The sequence below is a fragment of the Microbulbifer taiwanensis genome (genome assembly GCF_014904815.1).
Lineage (GTDB): Bacteria > Pseudomonadota > Gammaproteobacteria > Pseudomonadales > Cellvibrionaceae > Microbulbifer > Microbulbifer taiwanensis.
Genome location: NZ_JACZFR010000060.1, coordinates 22,380 through 46,768 on the forward strand (window position 1 = coordinate 22,380; position 24,389 = coordinate 46,768).

Annotated in this window: 18 protein-coding genes; 12 read left to right on the plus strand and 6 right to left on the minus strand. The window is 62.0% G+C overall.

Annotated elements, in window-relative coordinates:
* Positions 1–62 precede the first annotated feature (62 nt).
* Positions 63–500: a type IV pilin protein gene (locus IG627_RS18595; RefSeq protein ID WP_193194446.1), complete on the plus strand. Its 438-nt coding sequence runs from the start codon at positions 63–65 to the stop codon at positions 498–500.
* Here IG627_RS18595 and IG627_RS18600 read toward each other — a convergent pair whose 3' ends face one another.
* The 3 genes from IG627_RS18600 to IG627_RS18610 form a co-directional block, all read right to left on the minus strand.
* Positions 501–1,073 carry a GspH/FimT family pseudopilin gene (locus IG627_RS18600; RefSeq protein WP_193194448.1) on the minus strand — a complete coding sequence of 191 codons (573 nt, stop codon included), beginning with the start codon at positions 1,071–1,073 and terminating at the stop codon, positions 501–503.
* 101 nt (positions 1,074–1,174) lie between these two features.
* Positions 1,175–2,584 carry a sigma-54-dependent transcriptional regulator gene (locus IG627_RS18605; RefSeq protein ID WP_193194450.1) on the minus strand — a complete coding sequence of 470 codons (1,410 nt, stop codon included), beginning with the start codon at positions 2,582–2,584 and terminating at the stop codon, positions 1,175–1,177.
* 115 nt (positions 2,585–2,699) lie between these two features.
* Entirely contained in the window at positions 2,700–4,295 is a 1,596-nt protein-coding gene (locus IG627_RS18610) for a two-component system sensor histidine kinase NtrB (protein ID WP_193194452.1), read from the minus strand.
* Between the two features lie 99 nt (positions 4,296–4,394).
* Between IG627_RS18610 and IG627_RS18615 the strand changes: the two genes are divergently transcribed.
* On the plus strand, positions 4,395–6,023 hold the full coding sequence (locus IG627_RS18615) for an NAD+ synthase (RefSeq protein ID WP_193194454.1): 1,629 nt from the start codon (positions 4,395–4,397) through the stop codon (positions 6,021–6,023).
* Positions 6,024–6,183: 160 nt separating this feature from the next.
* Here the strand turns inward: IG627_RS18615 and IG627_RS18620 are convergent, their stop codons facing one another.
* Positions 6,184–7,146 carry an outer membrane protein assembly factor BamD gene (locus tag IG627_RS18620; protein ID WP_226865430.1) on the minus strand — a complete coding sequence of 321 codons (963 nt, stop codon included), beginning with the start codon at positions 7,144–7,146 and terminating at the stop codon, positions 6,184–6,186.
* Between the two features lie 100 nt (positions 7,147–7,246).
* On the opposite strand from IG627_RS18620, the gene rluD reads away from it, so the two are divergent.
* The 5 genes from rluD (at position 7,247) to IG627_RS18645 (ending at position 16,321) form a co-directional block, all read left to right on the plus strand.
* A complete protein-coding gene (gene rluD, locus IG627_RS18625; protein ID WP_193194458.1) occupies positions 7,247–8,197 on the plus strand; it encodes a 23S rRNA pseudouridine(1911/1915/1917) synthase RluD in 951 nt (316 codons plus the stop codon).
* A 47-nt stretch (positions 8,198–8,244) separates the two neighbouring features.
* The gene (gene pgeF, locus IG627_RS18630; protein WP_193194460.1) at positions 8,245–9,006 is read left to right on the plus strand and encodes a peptidoglycan editing factor PgeF; all 762 of its coding nucleotides are present in this window, start codon (positions 8,245–8,247) and stop codon (positions 9,004–9,006) included.
* A 240-nt stretch (positions 9,007–9,246) separates the two neighbouring features.
* Positions 9,247–11,850, plus strand: a complete 2,604-nt coding sequence (clpB, locus tag IG627_RS18635; protein WP_193194461.1) for an ATP-dependent chaperone ClpB — start codon at positions 9,247–9,249, stop codon at positions 11,848–11,850.
* A 265-nt stretch (positions 11,851–12,115) separates the two neighbouring features.
* A complete protein-coding gene (locus tag IG627_RS18640; protein WP_319024610.1) occupies positions 12,116–13,246 on the plus strand; it encodes an efflux RND transporter periplasmic adaptor subunit in 1,131 nt (376 codons plus the stop codon).
* A gap of 12 nt (positions 13,247–13,258) precedes the next feature.
* On the plus strand, positions 13,259–16,321 hold the full coding sequence (locus IG627_RS18645; protein WP_193194464.1) for an efflux RND transporter permease subunit: 3,063 nt from the start codon (positions 13,259–13,261) through the stop codon (positions 16,319–16,321).
* Here the strand turns inward: IG627_RS18645 and IG627_RS18650 are convergent.
* Positions 16,318–17,373 carry a helix-turn-helix domain-containing protein gene (locus IG627_RS18650; protein ID WP_193194466.1) on the minus strand — a complete coding sequence of 352 codons (1,056 nt, stop codon included), beginning with the start codon at positions 17,371–17,373 and terminating at the stop codon, positions 16,318–16,320. The genes IG627_RS18645 and IG627_RS18650 overlap by 4 nt on opposite strands.
* 259 nt (positions 17,374–17,632) lie before the next feature.
* Between IG627_RS18650 and IG627_RS18655 the strand changes: the two genes are divergently transcribed.
* The gene (locus IG627_RS18655) at positions 17,633–18,853 is read left to right on the plus strand and encodes a hypothetical protein (protein WP_193194468.1); all 1,221 of its coding nucleotides are present in this window, start codon (positions 17,633–17,635) and stop codon (positions 18,851–18,853) included.
* A 21-nt stretch (positions 18,854–18,874) separates the two neighbouring features.
* The gene (locus IG627_RS18660) at positions 18,875–19,957 is read left to right on the plus strand and encodes a DUF4785 family immunoglobulin-like domain-containing protein (RefSeq protein ID WP_193194470.1); all 1,083 of its coding nucleotides are present in this window, start codon (positions 18,875–18,877) and stop codon (positions 19,955–19,957) included.
* A gap of 15 nt (positions 19,958–19,972) precedes the next feature.
* Here IG627_RS18660 and IG627_RS18665 read toward each other — a convergent pair whose 3' ends face one another.
* Positions 19,973–20,443: a DUF4124 domain-containing protein gene (locus tag IG627_RS18665; RefSeq protein WP_193194472.1), complete on the minus strand. Its 471-nt coding sequence runs from the start codon at positions 20,441–20,443 to the stop codon at positions 19,973–19,975.
* Positions 20,444–20,925: 482 nt separating this feature from the next.
* On the opposite strand from IG627_RS18665, the gene IG627_RS18670 reads away from it, so the two are divergent.
* The 3 genes from IG627_RS18670 to ilvC are packed head-to-tail and all read left to right on the plus strand — an operon-like array spanning position 20,926 to position 24,240.
* Positions 20,926–22,662: an acetolactate synthase 3 large subunit gene (locus tag IG627_RS18670; RefSeq protein ID WP_193194474.1), complete on the plus strand. Its 1,737-nt coding sequence runs from the start codon at positions 20,926–20,928 to the stop codon at positions 22,660–22,662.
* A gap of 12 nt (positions 22,663–22,674) precedes the next feature.
* Positions 22,675–23,166 (plus strand): acetolactate synthase small subunit, encoded by a 492-nt coding sequence (ilvN, locus tag IG627_RS18675; RefSeq protein ID WP_193194476.1) that lies wholly within the window; start codon positions 22,675–22,677, stop codon positions 23,164–23,166.
* A 48-nt stretch (positions 23,167–23,214) separates the two neighbouring features.
* On the plus strand, positions 23,215–24,240 hold the full coding sequence (gene ilvC, locus IG627_RS18680; protein WP_193194483.1) for a ketol-acid reductoisomerase: 1,026 nt from the start codon (positions 23,215–23,217) through the stop codon (positions 24,238–24,240).
* Positions 24,241–24,389: the final 149 nt, after the last annotated feature.

The following is a 24,389-nucleotide window of genomic DNA, read 5'->3' on the forward strand; positions in this document are numbered from 1 at the left end:
CGTTTCAGGATCAGTGACCCGGTACCGTATCGGGTCAAATGTGGAATTTATCGAGAGCGAAGATGAAAAGACAACAGGGTTTTACATTGATCGAACTGATGATCGTGGTGGCGATCGTGGGGGTGCTGGCGGGTATCGCCTGGCCGTCTTATCAGGAACATGTGCGCAGCGCCAACCGGGCCGATGCGCAGGGAGCGCTGATGGGGCTGGCGCAGGCGATGGAGCAGCACTTTACCCAGAACGGCACCTATGCGAATTCACATACCGGTAAGGTGCCGGATATTTTCCCGGATGAGGCGCCGCTGGATGGCGGCAACAAGACCTACGATCTGCGTATCGAAGAAGCGGACGGCGACTCCTATATCCTGCAGGCAATACCCAAGAACGGCCAGGCGGGAGATGGCACTGTCCAATTGAGCTCCAGCGGTGAACGAGGCTGGGATCGCGATAGCGACGGTTTTGATGCCAGCGATATGTGCTGGAGCAAAAGTTGCAGCTGATTAGCTGACTTTGTCGCCACAGCTCAGGTTTTCCCCGCTGCCGTTTTCGACTATGCCATCACCGTCGCCGTCCTTACCGAAGTAGGGACGGCCGATTACATTGAGCACGATAAACCAGCCGTATTTTTCTTCGCCTTTACCGGGACAGTATTCGAAGTTTCCACTTTGTGCCGGGGTTGTGCCATCTGGGCGAAATATGATGAATCCCCTGTTGTTGAAGGCGTTCCAGCTCAAGGTTGCTCCGTCTTGCAATTTCGGGAATCTTCGTTCGATTTGCTCCGCGTTATCCCTCTGGCCGTCAGCATCCGCATCTGCGAATAATATTGCACCCGATGTCCAGTCTTCGCCGCAGCTACTGCCATCGTCGCTGGGGCAGAGCGAATAGCTCACCCGCTCGTGATACGCTTTGGCGCGCATCAGTATCAGCAATTCAAACAGTTCGCGGCCCTTCACTTCACTGCGGTAGCGCTTGATAAAATCGATAAACGGCGGCGCGGCGACGGCCATGACTATGGCGAGAATGGTGACGGTGAGCATCAGCTCGACGAGGGTAAAACCCGAAGCGCTCTTCACGGTGCAAACTCCTCTTCCCTGAGTTTGCACCAGCATAACTGGGACACGGAAAAAGCCAATCACAGACCATTACAGTACGCACGTGTGTGCCGATTCTGAACTTAGTCCTCGAGTCCCAGCTTTTTCAGCCGGTAGCGCAGAGAGCGGAAACTGATTCCCAGTTTGTGCGCCGCCGCCGTCCTGTTCCAGCGGGTTTCGGTCAGTGCGCTCTCTATCGCTTCCTTTTCGATGGATTGCAGGAACTCGTCCAGGGAGGCGAAATGGCCGGGATCGAACTGACCGGAATAGGATTCCGAACGCCTGTTCTCGTCGGTGGCGTGTGGGGTTGTGAGCGGTTCCTCCACGCTGGCGGCCTGCGTCGTTTCCCGATCGAGCAGCAGGTCCTCGGCGCAAATGACCTGCTGGTCGCTGAGGGTAAAGGCGCGTTCCAGGGTGTTTTCCAGCTGGCGTACATTGCCGGGGAAGGGGTAGGCTTTCAGCGCCTCCAGTGCCTCGCCGGATAGTTCTGGGGCGCCCACAGCGGCGTTATCCGCGATGCGGCGCATGATGATATCCGCCAGCAGCGGTATGTCACCGGCGCGCTCGCGCAGTGGTGGCACGGCAATCTCTATCACGTTGATACGGTAGAAAAGGTCGCTGCGGAAACGTCCCTCGGCCACTTCCTTTGCCAGGTCCTTGTGGGTTGCGCTGAGAATGCGCACGTCGATGGGGACTTCCTGGCTGGCGCCGATCGGGCGCACGCGCTTTTCCTGGATCGCGCGCAACAGCTTAACCTGCATGTCCAGCGGCAGATCCGCCACTTCGTCCAGGAACAGGGTGCCGCCCTCCGCGCTCTGCAACAGGCCGGGTTTGTCTTTGTGGGCGCCGGTAAAGCTGCCTTTTTTATGGCCGAAGAATTCACTCTCCATCAGCTCTGCGGGAATGGCGCCGCAGTTGATGGGCACAAAGGGCTTGTCAGCGCGTGGGCCCTGGGCGTGAATGGAGCGGGCCGCCAGCTCCTTGCCGGAGCCGGATTCGCCGCTGATGTAAATGGGCGCATCGCTGCGCGCGACCTTGGCGATCTGGCGGCGCAGCAGGCGCATGTTCTCCGCCTCGCCCAGCAGCAGCTGGTCGGCGTCCCGAGTCTGGGCTTCGCCGCTGTTCCGGTTCAGGCGCAGGGCCAGCTGTACCAGGCCGCGCAGCCGCTCCAGGTCGACCGGCTTGCTGACGAAGTCGAAGGCGCCGAGCTTCAGCGCGCTGATGGCTGTGTCCATGTTGCCGTGTGCGGTGATTACCGCCACCGGCAGTTCACCGTCTCCCTGCTCCTGGATATGTTCCACCAGCTGCAGGCCATCGCCGTCGGGGAGGCGCATATCGGTGAGGCAGAAATCATAGCGGTTTTCGCCGAGCAGCCTGTGTGCTTCGCTCAGGTTGGCGGCGGTATGGCAGTGCACGTCCATGCGCCGCAGGGTGAGGGTCAGTAATTCGCAGATATCCGGTTCGTCGTCGACGACCAGGGCCAGTGGTTGCATTAATGTCCGTTCTTTTATTGTTGGTTTTCTGTGGGCTGAAATTCAGTGGCCGATTATGACAGAGATTCTTTGCAGTTTTACACAGGCATTTTTGGAAAACTATTCCTCTTGACGATTAAAAAATCCGGTTTGCGTGGGCAAATTCTATCCGGAAGCAACTTTTGTTGCTGTCGGTGCGGCAGTAGTAGAGATTGGCCTGGTTGGCCTCACAGAGTTCGCGCGCTATATAGAGGCCCAGGCCGCTACCGCCCTGCCCGGTGGTGAAAAAAGGTTCGAATATCTTGTCCCGGTGTTCCGGCAGCACGCCGCGGCCGCTGTCGGCCACGTCCAGAATGGCGCAGTCGCGCTCGCGGTGGCGGTAGACGGAGATCTCCAGTTCCCGCCGCCCCATGGCGACATGGGAATGGTGCAGGGCGTTGTTGCACAGGTTGGTAACCACCTGGGCCAGTTGCTCCGGGTCAAAGCGCGCGTCTACAGGCCAGTCGGGCAGATGCATGCGAATCTGCGCGTCGGCGGGCGCCCCAGCGCGGAAATCCTGCATAAAGAGTTCCAGCCAATCCCCCAGGTCGTGCAGCTGTGGCACCGCCGCGCGGCGGCGCGACAACTGCATCACATTCTCGACTATCTGGTTTACCCGCTGGCTGTGGCGGCAGATGATCTGGGTCAGGTGCCTGTCTTCTTCGCTCAGGTTCGCCGATTCCGATAGCAGCTGCGCCGCGTGGCTGATGGCGCCGAGCGGATTGCGCACTTCGTGGGCAATGGAGCCGGTCAGGTGGCCCAGGGAGGCGAGTTTGAGCTTCTGCGCCGCCTGGACCAACTTGCGATTGTCCTCGACAAACACCAGGGTACTGTGACCGTGATCGCGGCGCAGATTGGCGAAACTGAGTCGCAGTTCGCTGCCGTTCTCGGCCTGCATCAGGGCGCTGCTGCGGGAGACGTCGCGGCGCCACTCGCGCACTATGCGGCGCAGGTCACCCTGGCGCTCGCCATCCGGCTGCAGCTGTTCACCGAGTAGCTGGTGCGCGGCGCGGTTGATCAGCTCCGGCTTGTTGGCGGCGTCCATAACCAGCACGCCGGTGCGCATGCGCTCGATGATCTGCTGAGCCAGTCGCTGCAGGTGGGCGGCGTGGCGGCTCTGCTGGTCGGCGCGCAGAGTGGCGCTGCGGATGCGCGCAGACAGGTACTGCAGGGCACTCACGGTGGCAAACAGTAGCACGCCCAGCATACCGGCCGAGACGATATCCTGGGTCTCGGCATGGCCCGTCAGCAGGCCGTAAAGCTGCAGGCCGATCACGCCAATACTGGCAACGGCGGCGAAGAAGGCTCCCATACGCCGGTCCAACAGCATCGAACCCACCGAGCAGTTGATCAGCAGCAGGTAACCGAGGCCGGAGTTGAGACCACCGCTGGCCTGGATCAACAGCAGAAAAGTGAGGATATCGCAGCCGAGAATCAGTCCCACCTGGCCCGCACCCGTGTGGTAGGCGGAGTGACGCAGGTTCAGCAGCCAGCCGAAATTGAGCGCGGCGTAGGCGATGACGGTATTGAGGTAGAGTGCGGGCGCGCTGTTGCCCACGGCGCCCTTGCCGATACCGGAGGTGAAGATGCCCAGCAGCACCAGGGCTATGGCGACGCGGTAATAGGCATAGACCCGCAGCAATTCGTGGTGCTGCAGATAGGGGCCACTGGTGGAGATCGCTGTACTGCTCAAGGTGTGTTTCCCGGCATCTGTTTTCGTTGTTTTCGCCGGCCGCTGCTGTTGTCCCCCGGTCACTGTACAATAGCGGCCTGTCCGATCCGAGGTACAAAGATGTCTACTTTGCAGTTAGTGCTGGCACAAATCAATTCTCTGGTGGGGGATATTCCCGGCAATACGGCCCGGGTGATCGACATGACCCGGAAGGCGCACCGCGAGCAGGGCGCCGAGTTGGTGCTGTTTCCCGAACTGACCCTGAGTGGCTACCCGCCGGAAGACCTGCTGCTGCGCCCGAGTATGCAGCGGCGTATCGACGCCGCGCTGGCCCAGCTTGTGGCGGCGGAGCTACCCTGCGCGATACTGATCGGCTACCCGCGGGTGGTGGCCGGCAAGGTGTTCAATATGGCCGGGTTGATCGTCGAGGGTGAGCTGGTCGCGGAGTACGCCAAGCAGAAGCTGCCCAACTACCAGGTCTTCGACGAAATGCGCTACTTCGTCCCCGGCGACCAGCCCTGCGTAGTGGATATCAAGGGTATCCCGACGGCCATCACCATCTGCGAGGATATCTGGCACCCGGAACCGGTGGCCCAGGCGGCCGCCGCGGGCGCCAGGCTGATGCTGAACATCAACGCCTCGCCCTTCCATCGCGGCAAGGCCCAGCAGCGCCTCGAACTGCTGGCCAGCCAGGCCCGCGCCGGTAATATGCCAATCCTTTATGTGAACTGCCACGGCGGCCAGGATGAGCTGGTATTTGACGGTGGCTCCTTCGCCGTGGATGCCCAGGGCAAGCTGTGCGCGCGCGCGGCGGAATATGTCGAACAGCTGTTGCCTGTGACCGTGTCCCACGGGAACGGTAGGGTGACCCTGGAACCCGGCGAAATCACCCCGGCCCTCGAGGACCTGGCCTCCGTATACCAGGCGCTGGTGCTGGGCGTGCGCGACTATGTGAACAAGAACGGCTTCAACGGTGTGGTGCTGGGGCTTTCCGGGGGCATAGATTCGGCCCTGACCCTGGCCATCGCCGTGGACGCGCTGGGTGCGGAGCGGGTGGAAGCGGTGATGATGCCGTTTCGCTATACGTCGGACCTGAGCAAGAACGACGCCGCCGACCAGGCGCAGCGCCTGGGCATCCACTACCGGGTGATCAGTATCGAACCGATGTTCGACGCCTTTATGCAGGCGCTCGCGGACGAGTTTGCCGGCAGCGAGCGGGATACCACCGAGGAGAACCTGCAGGCGCGCTCCCGCGGTGTGGTGCTGATGGCAATCTCCAACAAGAAGGGTGCCATGGTGCTGACCACTGGCAACAAGAGTGAGCTGGCGGTGGGTTATGCCACCCTCTACGGCGATATGGTGGGTGGCTTCAACGCGCTCAAGGATGTGCCCAAGACCCTGGTGTTTGCGCTGGCCCGCTACCGCAACACCATTTCCGAGGTGATTCCGGATACAGTGATCAGCCGCCCGCCGAGTGCCGAGCTTGCCCCTGACCAGGTGGACGCCGACAGCCTGCCCTCCTACGAAATCCTGGACGAGATACTGGACCTGTATATCGGCAGGGACTGCAGTGCCGAGGAAATCATCCGTCGCGGCTTCGAGCGGGAGACGGTGGAGCGGGTGGTTCGCCTGGTTGACCGCAATGAGTACAAGCGCCGCCAGGCGGCGGTGGGGGTGCGGATCTCTGAGCGCGGCTTCGGTCGCGACCGGCGCTACCCGATCACCAATGGCTGGAAGGCGGGAGAATGAATGCGGAATGATGAAAGCGGAATGCGCGATCTGGCCTAGTGCCGTAGGAGCGGCCGGTGGCCGCGATCTGACTGTTTTGTCTGTCGAAAGTCAGATCGCGGCCAGCGAACAGGGCTTTGGCACAATATAGGTCGCGTATTCCGCATTCATCATTCTGCATTCACATAAGCTCCGGCGGCAGCGGCGCCTCTTCGCGGCGGTACTCGGCATTGTAAAGGTCGCGGCTGTCGGAGCCGCGCGGGTGTGGCTTCTCGCACAGGCCCAGGGTAACGCGGTGGATCAGGCTGCGGCCGCTGGCGCCCTTGTAATAGTTGTAATTGAAGCTGCCGTCGCTGCGGAAGGCCGGGTGGTTGGGGTAATTGGTGCGCAGTACGGCCAGCGCATTGCCCTCCAGCTCCGGCATCTCCACCAGGTGGTAGCCCTGCACCATGGCCGCCAGCGCATCCGGCACTGCCGGTGTCTGCTGGAAGTTCTCTACTACATAACGGCCGCGATTGGCGGCGGCCAGGTAGGCGCCGCGCTTGAAGTAGTAGTTGGCCACGTGTATCTCGTAACGTGCCAGCAGGTTGCGCAGGTGAATCATGCGCTTCTGCGCGTCCGGCGCGTAGCGACTCTCGGGGTAGCGGGCCATCAGCTGGGAGAAATAGGCGAAGGACTCGCGCGCGGATCCGGGGTCGCGGCTGGTCATATCGGTGGGCAGGAAGCGCTCGAACAGGCCGCTGCCCTCGGTGAAGGACGACAGCCCCTTCATGTAGTAGGCGTAATCCACGTTGCGGTGCTGCGGGTGCAGGCGGATAAAGCGGTCCGCGGAGGCGATGGCGGCGTCGTTCTCATAGTTGCGGTAGTAAGCGTAGATCAGCTCCAGCTGCGCCTGCTCGGCGTAGCTGCCGAAGGGGAAGTTGTCCTCGAGCGCGCGCAGGTTCTTGATGGCCAGGTCCCACTGGCTGGATCGCAGCTGGCGCTGGGCGGCCTCGTAGAAGGCCTGCTCGGTGCGACTGCCGGTCGGCAGTCCCTCTTCGGATTCATCGGTGCTGGCGCAGGCGACCAATATCGCGGATAACAATACCTTCACCAAGGCCAACCACAGCGTTTTCCAGGCCTGCATAGCCCCTCGCTCTATCATTATTACTCTCTACCTTTAAACTAGCGGCCAATTATAGGTAATCGGCGGCCCGCCATTTAACCACAGTCGTGCAGCTGCCCAAAGTATTTGAAGTTGAACCATGACCGAACTGCTCGAAGTGGATATCGAAGTGCCCGCCCGTCTGGCCGGCCACAGGTTGGACCAGGCAGCGGCGGAATTAATTCCCGATTATTCCCGTGCGCGCCTGCAATCCTGGATAAAAGGCGGTCAATTGACCGTCAATGGCACAGCGGCCAGGCCGAAGGACAAGCTGTTTGGCGGCGAGCGCCTGCAGCTGCGTGCCGCGTTGGAGGCCCAGGGGGAGTGGCTGCCGCAGGCGCTGGACCTGGATATCGTCTACGAGGACGACAGCCTGCTGGTGATCAATAAGCCGGCCGGCCTGGTGGTGCACCCGGCGGCGGGCAACCCCGATGGCACCCTGTTGAACGGCCTGCTGCACCACAATCCGGCCCAGGCACAGATACCGCGCGCCGGTATAGTGCACCGGCTGGATAAGGACACCAGCGGTCTGATGGTGGTGGCCAAGACGCTGCCGGCGCAGACAGACCTGGTGCGGCAGCTGAAGGAGCGCAGCGTCAGCCGCCAGTACGACGCACTGGTGCAGGGCAAGGTCACCGCCGGCGGCACCGTCGATGCACCCATGGGCCGCCACCGCCAGAATCGCTTGAAGATGGCGGTGCTGGACTTTGGTGGTAAGGAAGCGATCACTCACTACCGGGTCGGGGAGCGCTTTCGCGCCCACACATTGCTGCGCTGTGCGCTGGCGACCGGGCGCACCCACCAGATCCGCGTACATATGGCTCATATCCGCCACCCGCTGGTGGGTGACCCCCTCTACGGCGGCCGCGCCAAGCTGCCGCCGGAGGCCGTGGCGGGGCTGGTGGAAGCGCTGCAGCAGTTCCCGCGCCAGGCCCTGCACGCGGCCGAACTGGCTCTGCTGCACCCGAAGACCGGCGAGGAAATGCACTGGTGCGCGCCCATGCCCGCGGATATGCTGCAGCTGCTCGAGCTGCTGCGCGCGGATTCGTAGGGTGCGCCGTGCGCACCAATTGAGGCACCCGATCCCAAGGAAATTCAATGTCCGCTGACCACTACCTCTTCCCCGACTGGCCGGCCCCAACCAATGTGCGCGCGGCCACCAGCCTGCGCTTTGGCGGCCACAGCGATGGTCCCTACGAGTCCTTCAATCTCGGTGCCCATGTGGGCGATGACGAGCAGGCAGTGGCTGCCAATCGCAGCCAGCTGCTGCAGGAGCTGCAACTCCCGGCCAAACCCCAGTGGCTGGAGCAGATCCACAGCGACAGGGTCGTAGAGGCTAAGGCGGATGACCTGGTGCGCACCGGCGATGCCAGTTTTGCCACGGCGCCCGGTGCCGTGTGTGCGGTGCTCACCGCCGACTGCCTGCCGGTGCTTATCTGTGACAGGGCCGGCAACCGGGTGGCGGCCGCCCACGCCGGCTGGCGCGGCCTGGCGGCAGGCATACTGCGCAGCAGTGTGGGTGCGCTCGACTGCGACCCCAGTGATCTTTTGGTCTGGCTGGGCCCGGCGATAGGGCCGCGGGCCTTCGAGACCGGCGTCGATGTGCTGGAAGAGTTTTTTGAGAATGCACAGAGTGGCGATCACGCCGAAGCCATTGCCCAGTGCTTCCGCCCGCATGTGGAAAAGCCGCTGCATTTTCTCGCCGATATCTATGGGCTGGCACGTGCGGAACTACGACAGCTCGGCGTCAGCGAGATTTACGGCGGCGACCGCTGCACGGTGTCAGAAACGGAGTATTTCTTTTCCTACCGCCGCGACAAAACCACCGGCCGCATGGCCTCCCTGATCTGGTTGGAGTAGTTCTTCCGTAAGATGGGCAAAGGAGCGCAGCGACGTGCCCATCATTCTGCACCGGTGATGGGTACGCTTCGCCCAACCTGCGGCCCGGGCCTGGTAACAGATAGTGGCGCAAAACAGGCGCCAATTGACCCGGATCATTGAAAACCCCTCTCCCGCCCCTATTTTACCCCTCGACACTACACTGAATGTGTGGCGCCAAATCGGCGCCACTGTTTTGCCTTCCGAGGAGAGGTTTCGTCCATGCGAATCGACCGAATGACCAACCCGCTGCAGTCCGCGATTGCCGACGCGCAGTCCCTGGCCGTAGGGCGCGACCACAACCAGATTTACCCCGAGCATTTACTGCTGGCGCTGCTGAACCAGAACAATGGCAGTGTGCCGGCATTTCTCTCCCAGGCGGGATTCAACCTCAACGGCCTGCGCAACGACCTGGCGAAAAGACTCGACAACCTGCCCACCATCAGCGCGCCCACCGGCGATGTGGGTATGTCGCAGGAGCTGGCGCGCCTGTTTAATCTCGCCGACAAAAAGGCGCAGCAGAACGGCGACACTTTTATCTCCAGCGAGACGGTGCTGCTGGCGGCCTTCGATTCGGCCGCCGGCGAGATCGCCAAAATTCTGAACGCCAACGGCGACCTGAAGCAGCTGCAGGCGGCCATCGAGAAGGTGCGCGGCGACGAGAAGGTCGACGATCCCAACGCGGAGGAGGCGCGCCAGGCGCTGGACAAATACACTCTCGACCTGACCGAGCGCGCCGTGTCGGGCAAGCTGGACCCGGTGATTGGTCGAGATGACGAAATCCGCCGCACGATACAGGTGCTGCAGCGGCGCACCAAGAACAACCCGGTACTGATCGGCGAGCCCGGTGTCGGCAAGACCGCCATCGTAGAGGGCCTGGCGCAGCGCATCGTCAACGGCGAAGTGCCGGAGGGTTTGAAAGACAAGCGGCTGCTGTCGCTGGACCTGGGCGCACTGCTGGCCGGGGCCAAATTCCGCGGCGAATTCGAGGAGCGGTTGAAAGCGGTGCTCAACGAGCTGTCCAAGCAGGAGGGGCGCATCATCCTGTTTATCGATGAACTGCACACCATGGTCGGCGCCGGCAAGGCCGAGGGCGCCATGGACGCCGGCAATATGCTGAAGCCAGCGCTGGCGCGCGGCGAATTGCACTGCGTCGGCGCCACAACGCTGGACGAATACCGCCAGTACATAGAAAAGGACGCCGCGCTGGAACGCCGTTTCCAGAAAGTGCTGGTGGACGAGCCCACCGAAGAGGACACCATCGCAATTTTGCGCGGCCTGAAAGAGCGCTATGAGGTGCATCACGGTGTCGATATCACCGATTCGGCCATCATTGCCGCCACCAAACTGTCGCAGCGCTATATCACTGACCGCCAGCTGCCGGACAAGGCCATCGACCTGATCGACGAGGCGGCCAGCCGTATCCGCATGGAAATTGATTCCAAGCCGGAGTCCATGGACAAGCTGGAGCGGCGCCTGATCCAGTTGAAGATTGAGCGCGAGGCGGTAAAAAAAGACAAAGACGACGAGGCGGCCCAGAAGCGCCTGGGTAAACTCGAGGAGGAAATTCGGCAGCTGGAGCGGGAATACTCCGACCTGGAGGAAGTCTGGAAAGCGGAAAAGGCGCAGCTGGCCGGCAGCCACGACGTCAAGGAGAAGCTGGAGCAGGCCAAGCTGGACATGGAGGCCGCGCGCCGCGCCGGCGACCTGACCCGTATGTCTGAACTGCAATACGGTGTGATTCCGCAACTGGAGCAGCAGATCAAGTCCGCCGCCACTGCCGAGGCCAGCGAGGAGCCGCGCCTGCTGCGCAACCGCGTGACCGACGAGGAAGTGGCGGAAGTGGTGTCGCGCTGGACCGGCATTCCGGTTTCCAAAATGCTCGAGGGCGAGCGGGAAAAGCTGTTGCGCATGGAAGACGAGCTGCACCGGCGCGTCATCGGGCAGGGCGAGGCGGTCGACGCCGTGGCCAATGCGGTGCGCCGCTCGCGCGCCGGACTTTCCGACCCGAATCGCCCCAACGGCTCCTTCCTGTTCCTCGGCCCGACCGGGGTCGGCAAGACGGAGCTGTGCAAGGCGCTGGCGCAATTCCTGTTCGACACCGAAGACGCCATGGTGCGCATCGATATGTCGGAATTTATGGAGAAGCACTCGGTCGCGCGCCTGATAGGCGCGCCCCCCGGCTACGTGGGATACGAGGAGGGCGGCTACCTGACCGAAGCGGTGCGCCGCAAACCCTACTCGGTGATTCTGCTGGACGAGGTGGAGAAGGCCCACCCGGATGTCTTCAATATCCTGCTGCAGGTACTGGACGACGGCCGCCTGACCGACGGACAGGGCCGCACCGTGGATTTCCGCAATACGGTAGTGGTGATGACCTCCAACCTGGGCTCGGACCTGATCCAGAAGTACGCCGCCGCCCGCGATAGCGACGAGCTGGACACCGAAATTCACTACCGGCAGATGAAAGGTGCGGTGATGGAAGTGGTGGGCGAGCAGTTCCGCCCGGAGTTTATCAACCGCATCGACGAGGTGGTGGTCTTCCACCCGCTGAACCGAACCGAGGTGCGTTCCATCGCCGAAATCCAGCTGGGACAGCTGCGCCGGCGCCTGGCCGAGCGCGACCTGAAGCTGCACGTGGCCGAGCCACTGCTGGACAAGCTGGCGGATGTCGGCTTCGATCCGGTGTACGGCGCCCGCCCGCTGAAGCGCGCGATACAGATGTGGCTGGAGAATCCCCTGTCGCAGGATATTCTGGCGGGCAAGTTCCCGCCCGGCGCAACCATACACGCCGAACTCGAGGGCGACAGGGCAGTATTCCGCTAGCCGCCGGCGCCTCCATTCTCTTTTGCGGTGCCTCTATGAATCGCGCCCGTAGGGTGCACCGCATCCCCTGTAGGAGCGGCGGGGCGGCCATGGGCCGCTCCTACAAGTTCCTTCCTCACATCAGCCATATCAAAAAACTGCGCCAGGCCGAGTGCAATGCCGCGGCAGCGCGCGGGCACAGACAGCCATTTGTTCATAAACTGAATTTTGTTGTTCGGCGGAAGGGTTTGCTGGTGCCGAAATCGCAAATCAATGGAATGGCTCTGTGTCCCAGCTTTTGAACAAACGCATGCTGCTGATGCTGTTCGGCTGCCTGCTGCTGTTCGGCGGTATTTTTGCCTTCAAGTATTTCGGCCGGGTCATGATGAACCGGGCCTTTGATACCATGCCGCTGCCACCGGCCACAGTGACTTCCGCCGTTGCGGAGGTGCAGACCTGGCAGGAAAGTCTCATTGCGGTGGGTACCATGCGTGCGGTTAACGGCGTCGAGATCACCACCGAGGCCCAGGGTGTTGTCAGCGCCATTCACTTCAAGTCCGGCCAGACCGTCGACCGGGGCCAGCTCCTGGCCGAACTGGCCGCGGGACCGGAGAAGGCCCAGTTACAGGTGCTGCAGGCGGAGTTGCGGCTGGCGCGGCGCAATCACGATCGCATCAAGGCGTTACACGCCAGGGGGGTCACCACTGAGGCGGACCTGGACAATACACGCAGCGCGCTGGAACAGGTGCTGGCCAGTCTGGAAGTGCAGCGCGCGACCGTCGACAGGCGGCGCATCAGCGCGCCCTTCAGCGGCGTGCTGGGTATCCGTCGTATCGACCTGGGGCAGAACGTGAGTCCGGGCGAGGCGGTGGTGTCCCTGCAGCAGCTTGATCCCATCTATGTGGACTTCTCCCTGCCCGAGCGGCACTTCGCCAGCGTCGCACTCGACCTGCCCGTGACCCTGGTGACCGATGCCTTCCCCGACAACAAATATTCCGGGCGCATCACCGCCATAGATCCGCGGGTGGACAGCGCCAGCCGCAACTTCCTGGCGCAGGCGACGCTGAAAAACCCCAAGAAGGAATTGGGCCCGGGTATGTACGCGGATGTCGCGGTGCAGATCGATGCCCACCGCAAGGTGCTGGTGATTCCACGCACCGCGCTGCTCTTTGCCCCCTACGGCAACGCCGTATTCGTACTGCAGAAAGGTGAAGAGGGCGACGGCTTCATCGCCAGCAAGCGTTTCGTAAAAACCGGGGAGGAGCGCGGCGATCTGGTGGAAATACTGCAGGGGCTGCGTGCGGGGGAAGTGGTGGCGAGCAGCGGACTGCTCAAGCTGCGCAATGAGGGCGCGGTGATAATCAATAACGAGAACCAGCCCCCCGCGAGTGCCGACCCACACCCGGAAAACAATTAGCGGGGGCCGGCTGTGAATTTCACCGAGATCTTTATTCGCAAGCCGGTGCTGGCCTCGGTAGTCAGCCTGTTTATTTTCCTGCTCGGCCTGCGCGCAGCCACCGAGTTGAACGTGCGCCAGTACCCGGAACTGGAAAACGCGGTGATCACCGTCACTACCATCTATGTAGGCGCCGATTCGGATCTGGTGCAGGGGTTTATCACCACGCCGCTGGAGCAGGAGATAGCTACTGCCGACGGTATCGACTATATGGTGTCCACCAGTGTGCAGGGTGTCTCCACTATCCAGGCCTATGTGGATTTCGATTACGATCCCAACGAAGTGCTCACCCAGGTGGTGGCCAAGGTCAACCGGCTGCGCAGCGAACTGCCGGAGGAATCCGAGGACTCCAGTGTCGATATGGCTGTGGGGCAGACGACCGCCGCCATGTACCTGTCCTTTTCGTCAGAAATTCTCGACAACAACCAGATCACCGATTACCTGACCCGGGTGGTGCAGCCGAAACTCTCCACCATCGCCGGCGTACAGCGCGCCCGCCTGCTGGGCAACCGCACCTTCGCCATGCGCGTGTGGTTGAGGCCCGCGGAGATGGCGGCCCAGGAAGTGACGCCGGCCGATGTGAGCGACGCCCTGCGGCGTAACAATGTGCTGTCTGCGGTGGGCGCCACCAAGGGGTCGCGGGTGGCGATGGAGATCAGGGCCGATACCGATATCGCCTCGCCGGAGGCCTTCCGCCAGCTGGTGGTGCGGGCGGATGGCGATCGCCTGGTACGCCTCGGCGACCTGGCGGAAGTGGAGCTGGGCTCTGAGTCCTACGAAACCTCCGTCTCCTTCAACGGCCGCTCCGCCACCTTCTTCGCCATAGAGGTGGCGCCCGATGCCAACTCGCTGGATGTGGTCCGGGTAGTGCGGGAAAAGCTGGAGGGGGAAATTTTTCCGCAACTGCCCCAGGGCATGATCGGCGAGATCCCCTACGACAGCACCGAATATATCCAGGACTCCATCGAGGAGGTAGTGAAGACCATTGTCGAGGCGGTATTGATCGTAATACTGGTGATCTACCTGTTTCTCGGCTCCCTGCGCAGCGTCTTGATACCGGCCATAGCCGTGCCCCTGTCGCTCGTGGGGGCACTCTTCCTGATGTTGCTGATGGGGTTCTCGATCAACCTGCTGACACTGCTCAGTATGGTGCTGGCCATCGGCATAGTGGTGGACGATGCGATCATCGTGCTGGAAAACGTCCACCGGCATATTGAGGATGGTATGGCGCCGAAGGAGGCCGCCATTGTCGGCGCGCGCGAGCTGGCCTGGCCGGTGGTGGCGATGACCACAACGCTGATTGCCGTCTACCTGCCCATCGGTTTTCTCGGCGGCCTTACCGGTACCCTGTTTACCGAGTTTGCCTTCTCCCTCGCCGGCGCGGTACTGCTATCCGGTGTGGTGGCCCTGACCCTGTCACCGATGATGGCCTCGAAGATTCTGCTCGCCCACGACGGCGGCGGCACCCGTCTGGAAAACTGGCTCGAGCGCCAGTTCCAGCGCCTGCAGGAGAGCTATCGACGAAGGTTACACAACGCCCTGGACGATCGCCTGGTAATACTCGTTTTCGGCTGCATTGTGCTGGCCAGCTGTTATTTCCTGTTCGTGTCCTCTCCCAGCGAACTGGAACCCGCGGAGGATCGCGGTTTTATCCTGACGATTTCCTCTGCCGATGCCTATGCCACCCTGGATTACGTGGAACAGTACACGGAGCAGCTGAACACCATCGCCGAGCGCCACGTCGAGGTGGAGAATTTCTTCCTGCTCAATGGCGTGGGCGGCGCCGGCAATGCGACCAACAGTGCCATCGCGGGCTATGTACTGGGTCCCTGGAATCAGCGCGACAGGGATACGGCGCAGATGCAGGCCATCATCAGCGAGGAGGTGGCGCAGATAGCCGGGCTCAAGGTGGCGGTGGTGGTGCCGCCGAGTCTGCCCACCGCCGGTGGCCGCCTGCCGGTGGAGTTTGTGATCGGCGCCACCGAGCCGATGGAGAGTCTCGCCGGCGTCGCCGACGAAATCATGGGAAGGGCCCTCGCCAGCCGCAAGTTTATCTTTGTCGACTCGGACCTGAAAATCGACAAGCCCAAGATCGTCGTCGAAATAGATCGCGATAAGGCCGCCGCCATGGGCGTGAGCATGGAGAGTATCAGCCGCGAACTGGGTTCCATGCTCTCCGGTGCCTATACCAACCGCTTTTCCCTGGACAACCGCAGCTACAAGGTGATCCCCCAGGTGGTGCGTACCGAGCGGCTCACCGGCGAGCAGTTGAATCACTATTACATTCGCGCGGTAAACGGCGACCTGGTGCCCATTTCAACGCTGGTCAATCTGCGCGAGACCGTGGAGCCACAGCAGCTGAAGCGCTTCCAGCAACTGAATGCGGTCACCATTTCCGGGGTGCCGCGCCCGGGCATCACCCTGGGTGAGGCGCTCGATACCCTGGAAACGGCCGCCGCGGAAATACTGCCGCAGGGCTACTCGGTGGATTACTCCGGTCAGTCGCGCCAGTACAAGGCCGAGGGCTCAGAACTGGTGGTGACTTTCTTCTTCGCCCTGATTGTTATCTACCTGGTGCTCGCCGCCCAGTTCGAATCCTGGCGCGATCCGCTGATTATGCTGGTGACTGTACCGATGAGTGTGTGCGGGGCCATGATTTTCGTCAGCCTCGGTTTTACCACCCTGAATATCTATACCCAGGTGGGGCTGGTAACCCTGATCGGGGTGATTTCCAAGCACGGTATCTTGGTGGTGGAGTTCGCCAACAAACTGCAGGAGCAAGGGCTGTCCAAACGCGAGGCGATCGAGCAGGCGGCCAGTATCCGCCTGCGCCCGATACTGATGACCACCGCCTCGCTGGTGCTGGCGATGGTGCCGCTGTTGATCGCGGCCGGCCCCGGCGGCGGTGCGCGCTTCGCGATGGGGCTGGTGGTGGCCACCGGTATGACCATAGGCACACTGTTTACCCTTTTCGTGGTGCCGGCCATGTATCTGTACCTTGGGCGCGATTATCACGGTGAACAGGCGTCGAGCTAGATTGCCTCCGCACCCGTATTGCTGCGCCGGTACTCGCTGGGGCTCACGCCCTCGCGTTTCTTGAAAAACTTGGCAAATACCGAGCGCTCGGCATAGTGCAGTCGGGTGGCGATGCTTTCTACCGAGTCGCTGGTGGAGAGCAGTAGCTGTTTGGTCAGCGCCAGGGTGGCACCGTCCTTGATCTGCTGGAAGGTTACTCCCTGCGCGCGCAATCGCCGCTGCAGAGTGCGCTCGCCGATGCCGAAGTGGGCGGCGGCGCGGCCGATGGTGACCTCCTCATGCAGCAGGCGTCGCTCGAGCCAGTGGCGCAGGCTGGCGGCCAGGTTGCAGTTGGAGAGGGTGTCGTGCAGCACCGCCTTCAGGGTGTTGCGGCTCTGGCTGCGCAGCAGCCGGTGGTAGCGGGGAATGGGGGCGTCCAGGGTTTCCGGCCCCAGGACCAGGGCGTCGCCGGCACAGGAGAATTGCACCGGGCACTGGAAAACCCGCCGGTAAATGGCGCTGTCGTCCGGCGCCGTCCGGCGCAGTTGAACGCTGCGGATCTCGGCGCGCGCCGGCGTGAGGGTGCGCAACAGCTCCACGCAGCGGGTCATCAGCATCTCCGCGATAAAATCGTTGACCGCGGTACTGAACAACTGGCGCTGCCAGTCGAAGTCGAGTGCCTCGCCGCCGCTCTCGGGGCGGGTCTGCAGGCGCAGCAGGGGTGCCAGTGTCTGCGACAGCATCAGCTCCGCCGGGCGCAGCAGGTCCCGCGGCCGGGCCAGCAGCGGTTGCGCCTCGATAATGGTTTCCTCGACCCGTTCGATCATCGGGAAGCGGCTGAAGCTGAGCCCCGGCGAGGAAATGGGGGACAGGGCCAGCAGGGCCTCTATCAGGGCATTGAACTCCCCGTAGTAGAGGCGCTCGCACTCCCCAGGGCACCAGCTGAACTCGAACGGCAGCCGCTCGATCAGCGCATCGCTGGGGATGCCGAGTCGTGCGGCGGCCTCGACAAAATAGGGGGCAAAGATTTTCGGGATGCCGGCTGTGCCGGTCGATTTATTGTGGTGTCCCATGATTCTCCTGCCATTCGGGTGGCGGAATAATCACCATAGCAAAGGCCTCCCGGGGGCGGAAGCGCTTTTGCCCAATGCGACTGTATGGTCAGCTGCGCTGTCGCCCCGGCGCCTCCTCTGACGCCATGGCGCCTAGGTGAAGTCTGTGCCAGGCGGCTAAGGTATTGCCAACATCGCGGCTGCTAGGCTGTGACGGATAATAATAAAGACTCGTGAATCTCGAATTTGAGCCCGATAAAACTATAAAAAGGACACAGCGATGACACTATGTAAACACTTGGGTGCCAGCCTTTCCCTCCTGCTGGCCGGCCTTCTCACCACAGCCTCCGCCACAGCGGAAAACTGCTATATCCTCGTACACGGCCACGGGGTCGAAGGGCATATAAAGCAGCGGCCGGACAACCAGGGCCGGCTCCACCAGCCGGCCCTGGACTACTGGAGCGAGGCCTATTTCGACGAGTATCAGGGCGGCGACTTTATCGCCCAGCTGCGCGCCGACGGCGGTCACTACGGCGTGGTGGGCTACAACTCCACCGACGAAGCCGGGTTGCCCTACTGGCACGACAGCACCGCCGGCGAAATCGCCCGCCAGATACTGACCATCCGCAGCGGCGCCGGCGATGGCTACCAGCACGCCGACCAGTGTCGCGCCGACGATACCTTCTGGGTGGTGGCCCACAGCCAGGGGGCGACGCAGATGGTCTATATCGCCGGTAACGCGGTGCCCGGATCTCCCTACTACAACCGCGCCTACAGCCAGATGGACAGCAGTACCGAGACCCGCACCAGTGAGGCGTGCACCACTTCCTGGTGGGGTGGGAAGAACTGCGAGACGGTGACCGAAACGGTCAATGTGGCCGGCCTGGATGAGGGCAACGCGGTCACGGTGGATTTCGACGGCGCCATCGACGGTGTCGCCGCCATACTCACAACCGGTGGCGCCATCACCGGTACCGAGGGCGCCGACCGGGTCTGCAACGGCAACTGGTTCGACAATGCGATCAACGACGCCTTCCTCGGCAAGTCCTGCGCTGGCGTGCGCTACCTGCAGACCAATGACGTCTACGCGGTGCGCAACTATGTCGGCACCAACCTGGCCGCGCCGCTCTACACCATCGGTGGTTACGCGGCCTTCCCGGGTATGGAGGGCGCCTCCTCGGCGATGCTGAATGGCGAGGATGACGGCTATATCAACCTGGCCTCACAGATGAACTGTGCCGGTTCCGCCAAGCGCAACCTCTATTCCGACCTGCACGAGTACGAGACCTTCTGGGGGGTTGCTTATGGCAGCCCCATCTTCACCTGCGACAACGACCACAAGGGCACCGCCCGCTCCTACAACCTGGCCAGCCTGCACACGGACCACGATGCCCAGCGCAACGGCGGCCTGCTGGCGCCGGACTACACAGTTATTGCCGACGGCCTCGGCTGCGGCGCGGGCAAGAACTCGGCCGGGCGCATCGCCGCCTGCACCCAGTGACGAATACGGTGAGGTGTGCGGATGTCCCGAGGTGAGCGGCGCCGTTACTGGCGCCCGGCGCTGTTGCTGGTCGGTGTATTGCTGGTTGCCTTCGGCAGCTGGCAGCTGAGGGGCGGGGGTAAGGATGGCGCGGCGACGGCCGCGGCTGTTGAAGCCCCGTCTATTGAACCGAAAGCGTCTTTATCCCCAACCAGTACTGCCTCCGTGGCGGCAGCCGCCGTCCCGGTGGAGACCCCGCGGGTGTGGCAGCAGTTGCAGGCGCGGCCGGTGAAGACGGAGCTGCACCAATCGCTGCTGTCCGACCTGGCCAGGCACCACCGCTATCCGCCAGAAAACCGCGCCATCAAGAATCCCGCCCAGGACCCTATCAGCCAGACCCACGGCACCGACCGGCGCACAACCCGGGGCGAGGACGGCGCGGCACTGACGTTGTGGACGGATAGAAAATTCTATCTGCGCGGCGACGCAGTGCATGTTTACGCCTATCTGGCGCGGGCGGGCGAGGGGCGGGTGGCGGCGGATTTCAGGGCACTGCTGGTCTACGACGATCGGCGTATCGTCGCGGAGCTGGATCTGGAGGATGGGGACGGCGACCGCATCTACGAGGCGGAGCTGGAGGCCGGAGTGCACGGCGGTGAGTCACTGCCCGCGGGAATCTACAAGGTGGTGGTGGACACGGATATCGGCGGGTTGCGCGACGCCGTGGCCTTCACCCTGTCTGAGGATATTGGTCGCTACACCGGTGCGCTGCGGGACTTTGTCACTGCCGGTGGCAACCTGCTGGTCGAGGCCGAGGTGGAAGTGTCGCGGGCGGCGCGCTACTACTTTCGCGCTTCCCTGTACAACAACCCGGATACCCCGATCGGCAGCACCCAATATGCGGCCGAACTGGCGCCCGGCCGCCACTGGGTGCCGCTGGAATTTTACGGGTTGATGATTCGCGATCGGGGCCAGGACGGCCCCTATCTGGTAAAACAGCTGAGCCTGGCGCGGGTGGCGGTACCCATGGCCCGCGGCGGCGTCCTGGAGGCGGACTATTACACTGGGCGCTATCGGCTCGAGCAGTTTACCGATGCGCCCTATCGGGCTCTGGCCGGGGAATAAACTCTCGTCGCAGAATCAGCAGTTATCCCGAATCAGCTGCTGCATGCGCGCTATGCGCTCCTGCCGCTCCTCCTCCGGCAGCATCCGCACAGCGCCATCGGCGGCCACTTCGCGCACGCGGCTGTGGGTGGTCAGTTCCTGCAGGTCGGACTGGGCCCGGCGACAGCGCTGGGCGCGCACGGCCTGCTCGGCCTTGCTGGCAGCCTGGTCCTGTTGCGGCTCCGGCTGGGGATCCGGTTTCGCTGCCACGGCCCTCTCTTCCGAGGTCGCCTCGTCTTTGGCCTGCGCTGCCTTCAGGGCCGCCTGCTCCGCCTGCCATTGCTTGTAGCGCTCGGACTTGGGCTTCTTCACCACTTCGACGTCCTGCTTCTTGGGCGGCTGGGAGCCGAAATGCACCACGCCGTTCTCGTCCTCCCACTTATAGATGCCGTCGGCCTGGGCGGCCAATGCCAGAGTCGAAATCAATATCGCGAGAGCGATGCGCATGGGTTGTCCCCCAAATTCATTTATAGAGAGTCGTTATCAGGAATCGTCCGCCGCATTGTACTTGTCTGCACGGCCTTGCCTACAACCGCTTTAACACTTTGCGAAACCTGATGGCATTCTCTATTGACAGCGCCACGTCAGTTTGCAAAATCAATCGTTCGCTCGGCGAGTAGAGTTCACCGCACACCCCGCGGTTCCGGCTTTACCCTCCGGCGGGCCAAACGCCCGCCCCCTCCTGTCGAGAGAGTCCTCCCCACCCTGGAGGCCTGCGAACCCGCTGCAGTCCGGTTTAGACCGGCGCCGGTTCGCGCGCACTGTCTGCACCGATAGAGCTATCCTAAAAATCGGCATGCAGATGCGCTAAAGGCTGATATTTGTCACAAGATTCCTTTATAATCGCCACTTGGCTTCTCGCCAAATGGCGGTTTTTCCGTTCTTGAGTGATGAGTATCCTACCAAACAGGAAATTTGAGGGGGCTTCAGTGGAATTACTCTCCGGCGGCGATATGTTGGTTCGCGCGCTGCAGGATGAAGGGGTGGACCTGATCTTCGGGTACCCCGGCGGTTCGGCGTTACATATCTACGATGCCATCTTTCGGCAGAAGGGCATCAAGCATGTGCTGGTGCGCCACGAGCAGGGTGCGACCCATGCGGCAGACGGCTACGCCCGCGCTACCGGCAAAGTGGGTGTGGTACTGGTGACGTCCGGTCCCGGTGCCACCAATGCGATCACCGGTATCGCCACTGCCTATATGGATTCGATCCCGATGGTGGTGATCTCCGGCCAGGTGCCCAGCGACAAGATCGGTGAGGATGCCTTCCAGGAAACCGATATGGTCGGTTGTTCGCGACCGATCGTGAAGCACAGCTTCCTGGTCAAGAGCGCCGAGGAAATCCCCGAGATGGTCAAGAAGGCCTTCTATATCGCCAGCACCGGTCGCCCCGGCCCGGTGGTGATAGATGTGCCCAAAGATGTCACCAGCCCGGCTGACCGCTTCCCTTATCAGTACCCTGAGAAGCTGCGCATGCGTTCCTACACGCCGGCGGGCAAGGGGCACAGCGGCCAGATCCGCAAGGCGATAGCGCTGTTGCTGTCCGCCAAGCGCCCGGTGATCTACGCCGGCGGCGGCGTGGTACAGGGGGATGGCGCCGAACTGCTGACCGAGATTGCGCGGCGGCTGAACTATCCGGTAACCAATACCCTGATGGGCCTCGGCGCCTTCCCTGGCAGCGACAAGCGCTTCCTCGGCATGCTGGGCATGCACGGTACCTTCGAGGCCAATACCGCCATGCATCACGCCGACGTGATTCTCGCGGTGGGGGCGCGTTTCGATGACCGGGTGACCAATACGCCGAGCAAGTTCTGTCCCGGGGCCAAGTTTATTCATATCGATGTGGATCCGGCGTCCATCTCCAAGACTATCGTTGCCGATATCCCCATCGTGGGCACGGTGCAGTCGGTGCTGGGCGATATGCTGGAAATGCTGAAGTCGTCCGAGGACCAGCCGGACCAGTCGGCCATCGTCGACTGGTGGCGACAGATAGACGACTGGCGCGAGCGCCACGGCATCTACACGGCGCCGCGCTATCGCACCGACGGTGCACTGATCATGCCGCAGGAGGTGATCCGCGCCGTCTATGACATCACCGAGGGCGACGCCTTCGTGACGTCCGACGTGGGCCAGCACCAGATGTTTGCCGCCCAGTACTACCTGTTTGACAAGCCGCGCCGCTGGATCAATTCCGGCGGCCTGGGAACCATGGGCTTCGGCCTGCCGGCGGCACTGGGGGTGAAGATCGCGCACCCGGAGAAAGAGGTGGTCTGTGTGACCGGCGAGGGCAGTATCCAGATGTGTATCCAGGAGCTGTCCACCGCGACCCAGTACCACCTGCCGGTAAAAATCCTGTGCCTGAACAACCAGGCCCTGGGCATGGTGAAGCAGTGGCAGGAAATGCAGTACGAGGGGCGCCTGTCGAACAGCGTCTACGAGGAATCCCTGCCGGACTTCGTCAAGCTCGCCGAGGCCTACGGTCACGTGGGTGTAAAAATCGAAAGCCGCGAGGAGCTGCACGACAAGCTGCACGAGGCGTTTGCGATCAGGGACCGCACCGTGTTTATCGATGTCTATGTCGATCCGTCTGAACACGTGTATCCGATGCAGGTGATGCCAAATGGCTCCATGCGGGATATGTGGTTGAGCAAGACGGAGCGGACCTAGGGAAGTAATACGATGCGCAGAATAATTTCAGTGTTGATGGAAAACGAACCGGGGGCTCTCTCCCGTGTGGTGGGGCTCTTCTCCCAGCGCGGTTACAACATCGAGAGCCTGACGGTTGCCCCGACCGAAGACGAGACACTGTCGCGCCTGACGCTTGTCACCATCGGCGATGACCACAAGATAGAGCAGGTCACCAAGAACCTGAACAAGCTGATCGACGTGGTAAAGCTGGTGGACCTGACTGAGGGTTCCCATATCGAGCGCGAGCTCCTGCTGGTCAAAGTGCGTGCGACCGGCGCGCAGCGCGATGAGGTAAAGCGCAGTGTGGATATTTTCCGCGGGCAGATAGTGGACGTCACCAGCAATATGTACACGCTGCAGGTGGCGGGTACTGGTGAAAAACTGGATGCTTTTTTGCAGGCCCTGGGCGAGCACACGATTATGGAAGTGGTGCGCTCCGGGGTGTCGGGCATTGCCCGTGGTGAAAAAGTTTTGAGTGTTTAATTTGGTTTTTGATTTGTTATTGAATCGGTAAGAAATAGGAAGTGAATGATGCAAGTTTACTACGATAAAGATTGCGACCTGACTTTGGTTCGGGGCAAGACAGTAGCCATTGTCGGCTACGGCTCCCAGGGCCACGCCCACGCCAACAACCTGAAAGATTCCGGTGTGAGCAACGTCGTTGTCGGCCTGCGCAAGGGCTCCAGCTCCTGGGCCAAGGCGGAAAAGGCCGGGCTGCGCGTGGCGGAAGTTGCCGATGCGGTACGGGATGCCGACGTGGTCATGATCCTGGCCCCGGACGAGTACCAGGCTGCCATCTACCGCGAGCAGGTGGCGCCCAACCTGAAATCCGGTGCCGCACTGGCTTTTGCCCACGGTTTCAATGTGCATTTCGAACTGATCGAACCGCCCAAGGATGTGGACGTGATCATGATCGCGCCCAAAGGTCCCGGCCACACTGTGCGTTCCACCTATCTGGAGGGCGGCGGTGTGCCGACCCTGATCGCCGTCTACCAGAATGCCTCCGGCAAGGCCAAGGAGCTGGCACTCTCCTACGCATCGGCGAATGGCGGCGGTCGCTCCGGTATTATCGAGACCAATTTCCGCGAGGAGACAGAAACAGACCTCTTCGGTGAGCAGGCGGTACTCTGCGGTGGTGTCTCCGCACTGGTCCAGGCCGGTTTCGAAACACTGGTGGAAGCGGGCTATGCGCCGGAAATGGCCTACTTCGAGTGTCTGCACGAGTTGAAGCTGATCGTCGACCTGATGTACCAGGGCGGTATTGCCGATATGCGCTATTCTGTTTCCAATACTGCCGAGTACGGCGACTATGTCACGGGCCCGCGTATCGTCACCGACGAAACCAAGGCGGAAATGCAACGGGTGCTGAAAGACATCCAGACCGGCAAGTTCGCCAAGGACTTTATGCTGGAGTCCCTGGCCGGCCAGCCGCGCCTGAAAGCGGAGCGCCGGATTTCCGATGAGCATCAGATTGAAGAGGTCGGTGCCAGGTTGCGCGCCATGATGCCCTGGATCAAAGCCAACAAGATAATCGACAAGACCGAGGGCAATAGCTGATCGATCGGCGATTATCCGAAAAGCGGCGGGGGAGACTCCGCCGCTTTTTTTTGGCTCGCTGTCCCGTCCTGAAATAGGTTGATACATTGAGGACCTATTGATGGATACCCCTTCACCACCCCGTTCAAAACGCACACAGTGTGATTACA

Excerpts from the sequence above, each read along its gene's own strand:
- IG627_RS18595 (WP_193194446.1), top strand. The coding sequence starts at position 63 with ATGAAAAGACAACAGGGTTTTACATTGATCGAACTGATGATCGTGGTG.
- IG627_RS18605 (WP_193194450.1), bottom strand. The coding sequence starts at position 2,584 with ATGCAACCACTGGCCCTGGTCGTCGACGACGAACCGGATATCTGCGAA.
- IG627_RS18615 (WP_193194454.1), top strand. The coding sequence starts at position 4,395 with ATGTCTACTTTGCAGTTAGTGCTGGCACAAATCAATTCTCTGGTGGGG.
- IG627_RS18620 (WP_226865430.1), bottom strand. The coding sequence starts at position 7,146 with ATGATAGAGCGAGGGGCTATGCAGGCCTGGAAAACGCTGTGGTTGGCC.
- rluD (WP_193194458.1), top strand. The coding sequence starts at position 7,247 with ATGACCGAACTGCTCGAAGTGGATATCGAAGTGCCCGCCCGTCTGGCC.
- pgeF (WP_193194460.1), top strand. The coding sequence starts at position 8,245 with ATGTCCGCTGACCACTACCTCTTCCCCGACTGGCCGGCCCCAACCAAT.
- clpB (WP_193194461.1), top strand. The coding sequence starts at position 9,247 with ATGCGAATCGACCGAATGACCAACCCGCTGCAGTCCGCGATTGCCGAC.
- IG627_RS18650 (WP_193194466.1), bottom strand. The coding sequence starts at position 17,373 with ATGGGACACCACAATAAATCGACCGGCACAGCCGGCATCCCGAAAATC.
- IG627_RS18655 (WP_193194468.1), top strand. The coding sequence starts at position 17,633 with ATGACACTATGTAAACACTTGGGTGCCAGCCTTTCCCTCCTGCTGGCC.
- IG627_RS18660 (WP_193194470.1), top strand. The coding sequence starts at position 18,875 with ATGTCCCGAGGTGAGCGGCGCCGTTACTGGCGCCCGGCGCTGTTGCTG.
- IG627_RS18665 (WP_193194472.1), bottom strand. The coding sequence starts at position 20,443 with ATGCGCATCGCTCTCGCGATATTGATTTCGACTCTGGCATTGGCCGCC.
- ilvN (WP_193194476.1), top strand. The coding sequence starts at position 22,675 with ATGCGCAGAATAATTTCAGTGTTGATGGAAAACGAACCGGGGGCTCTC.
- ilvC (WP_193194483.1), top strand. The coding sequence starts at position 23,215 with ATGCAAGTTTACTACGATAAAGATTGCGACCTGACTTTGGTTCGGGGC.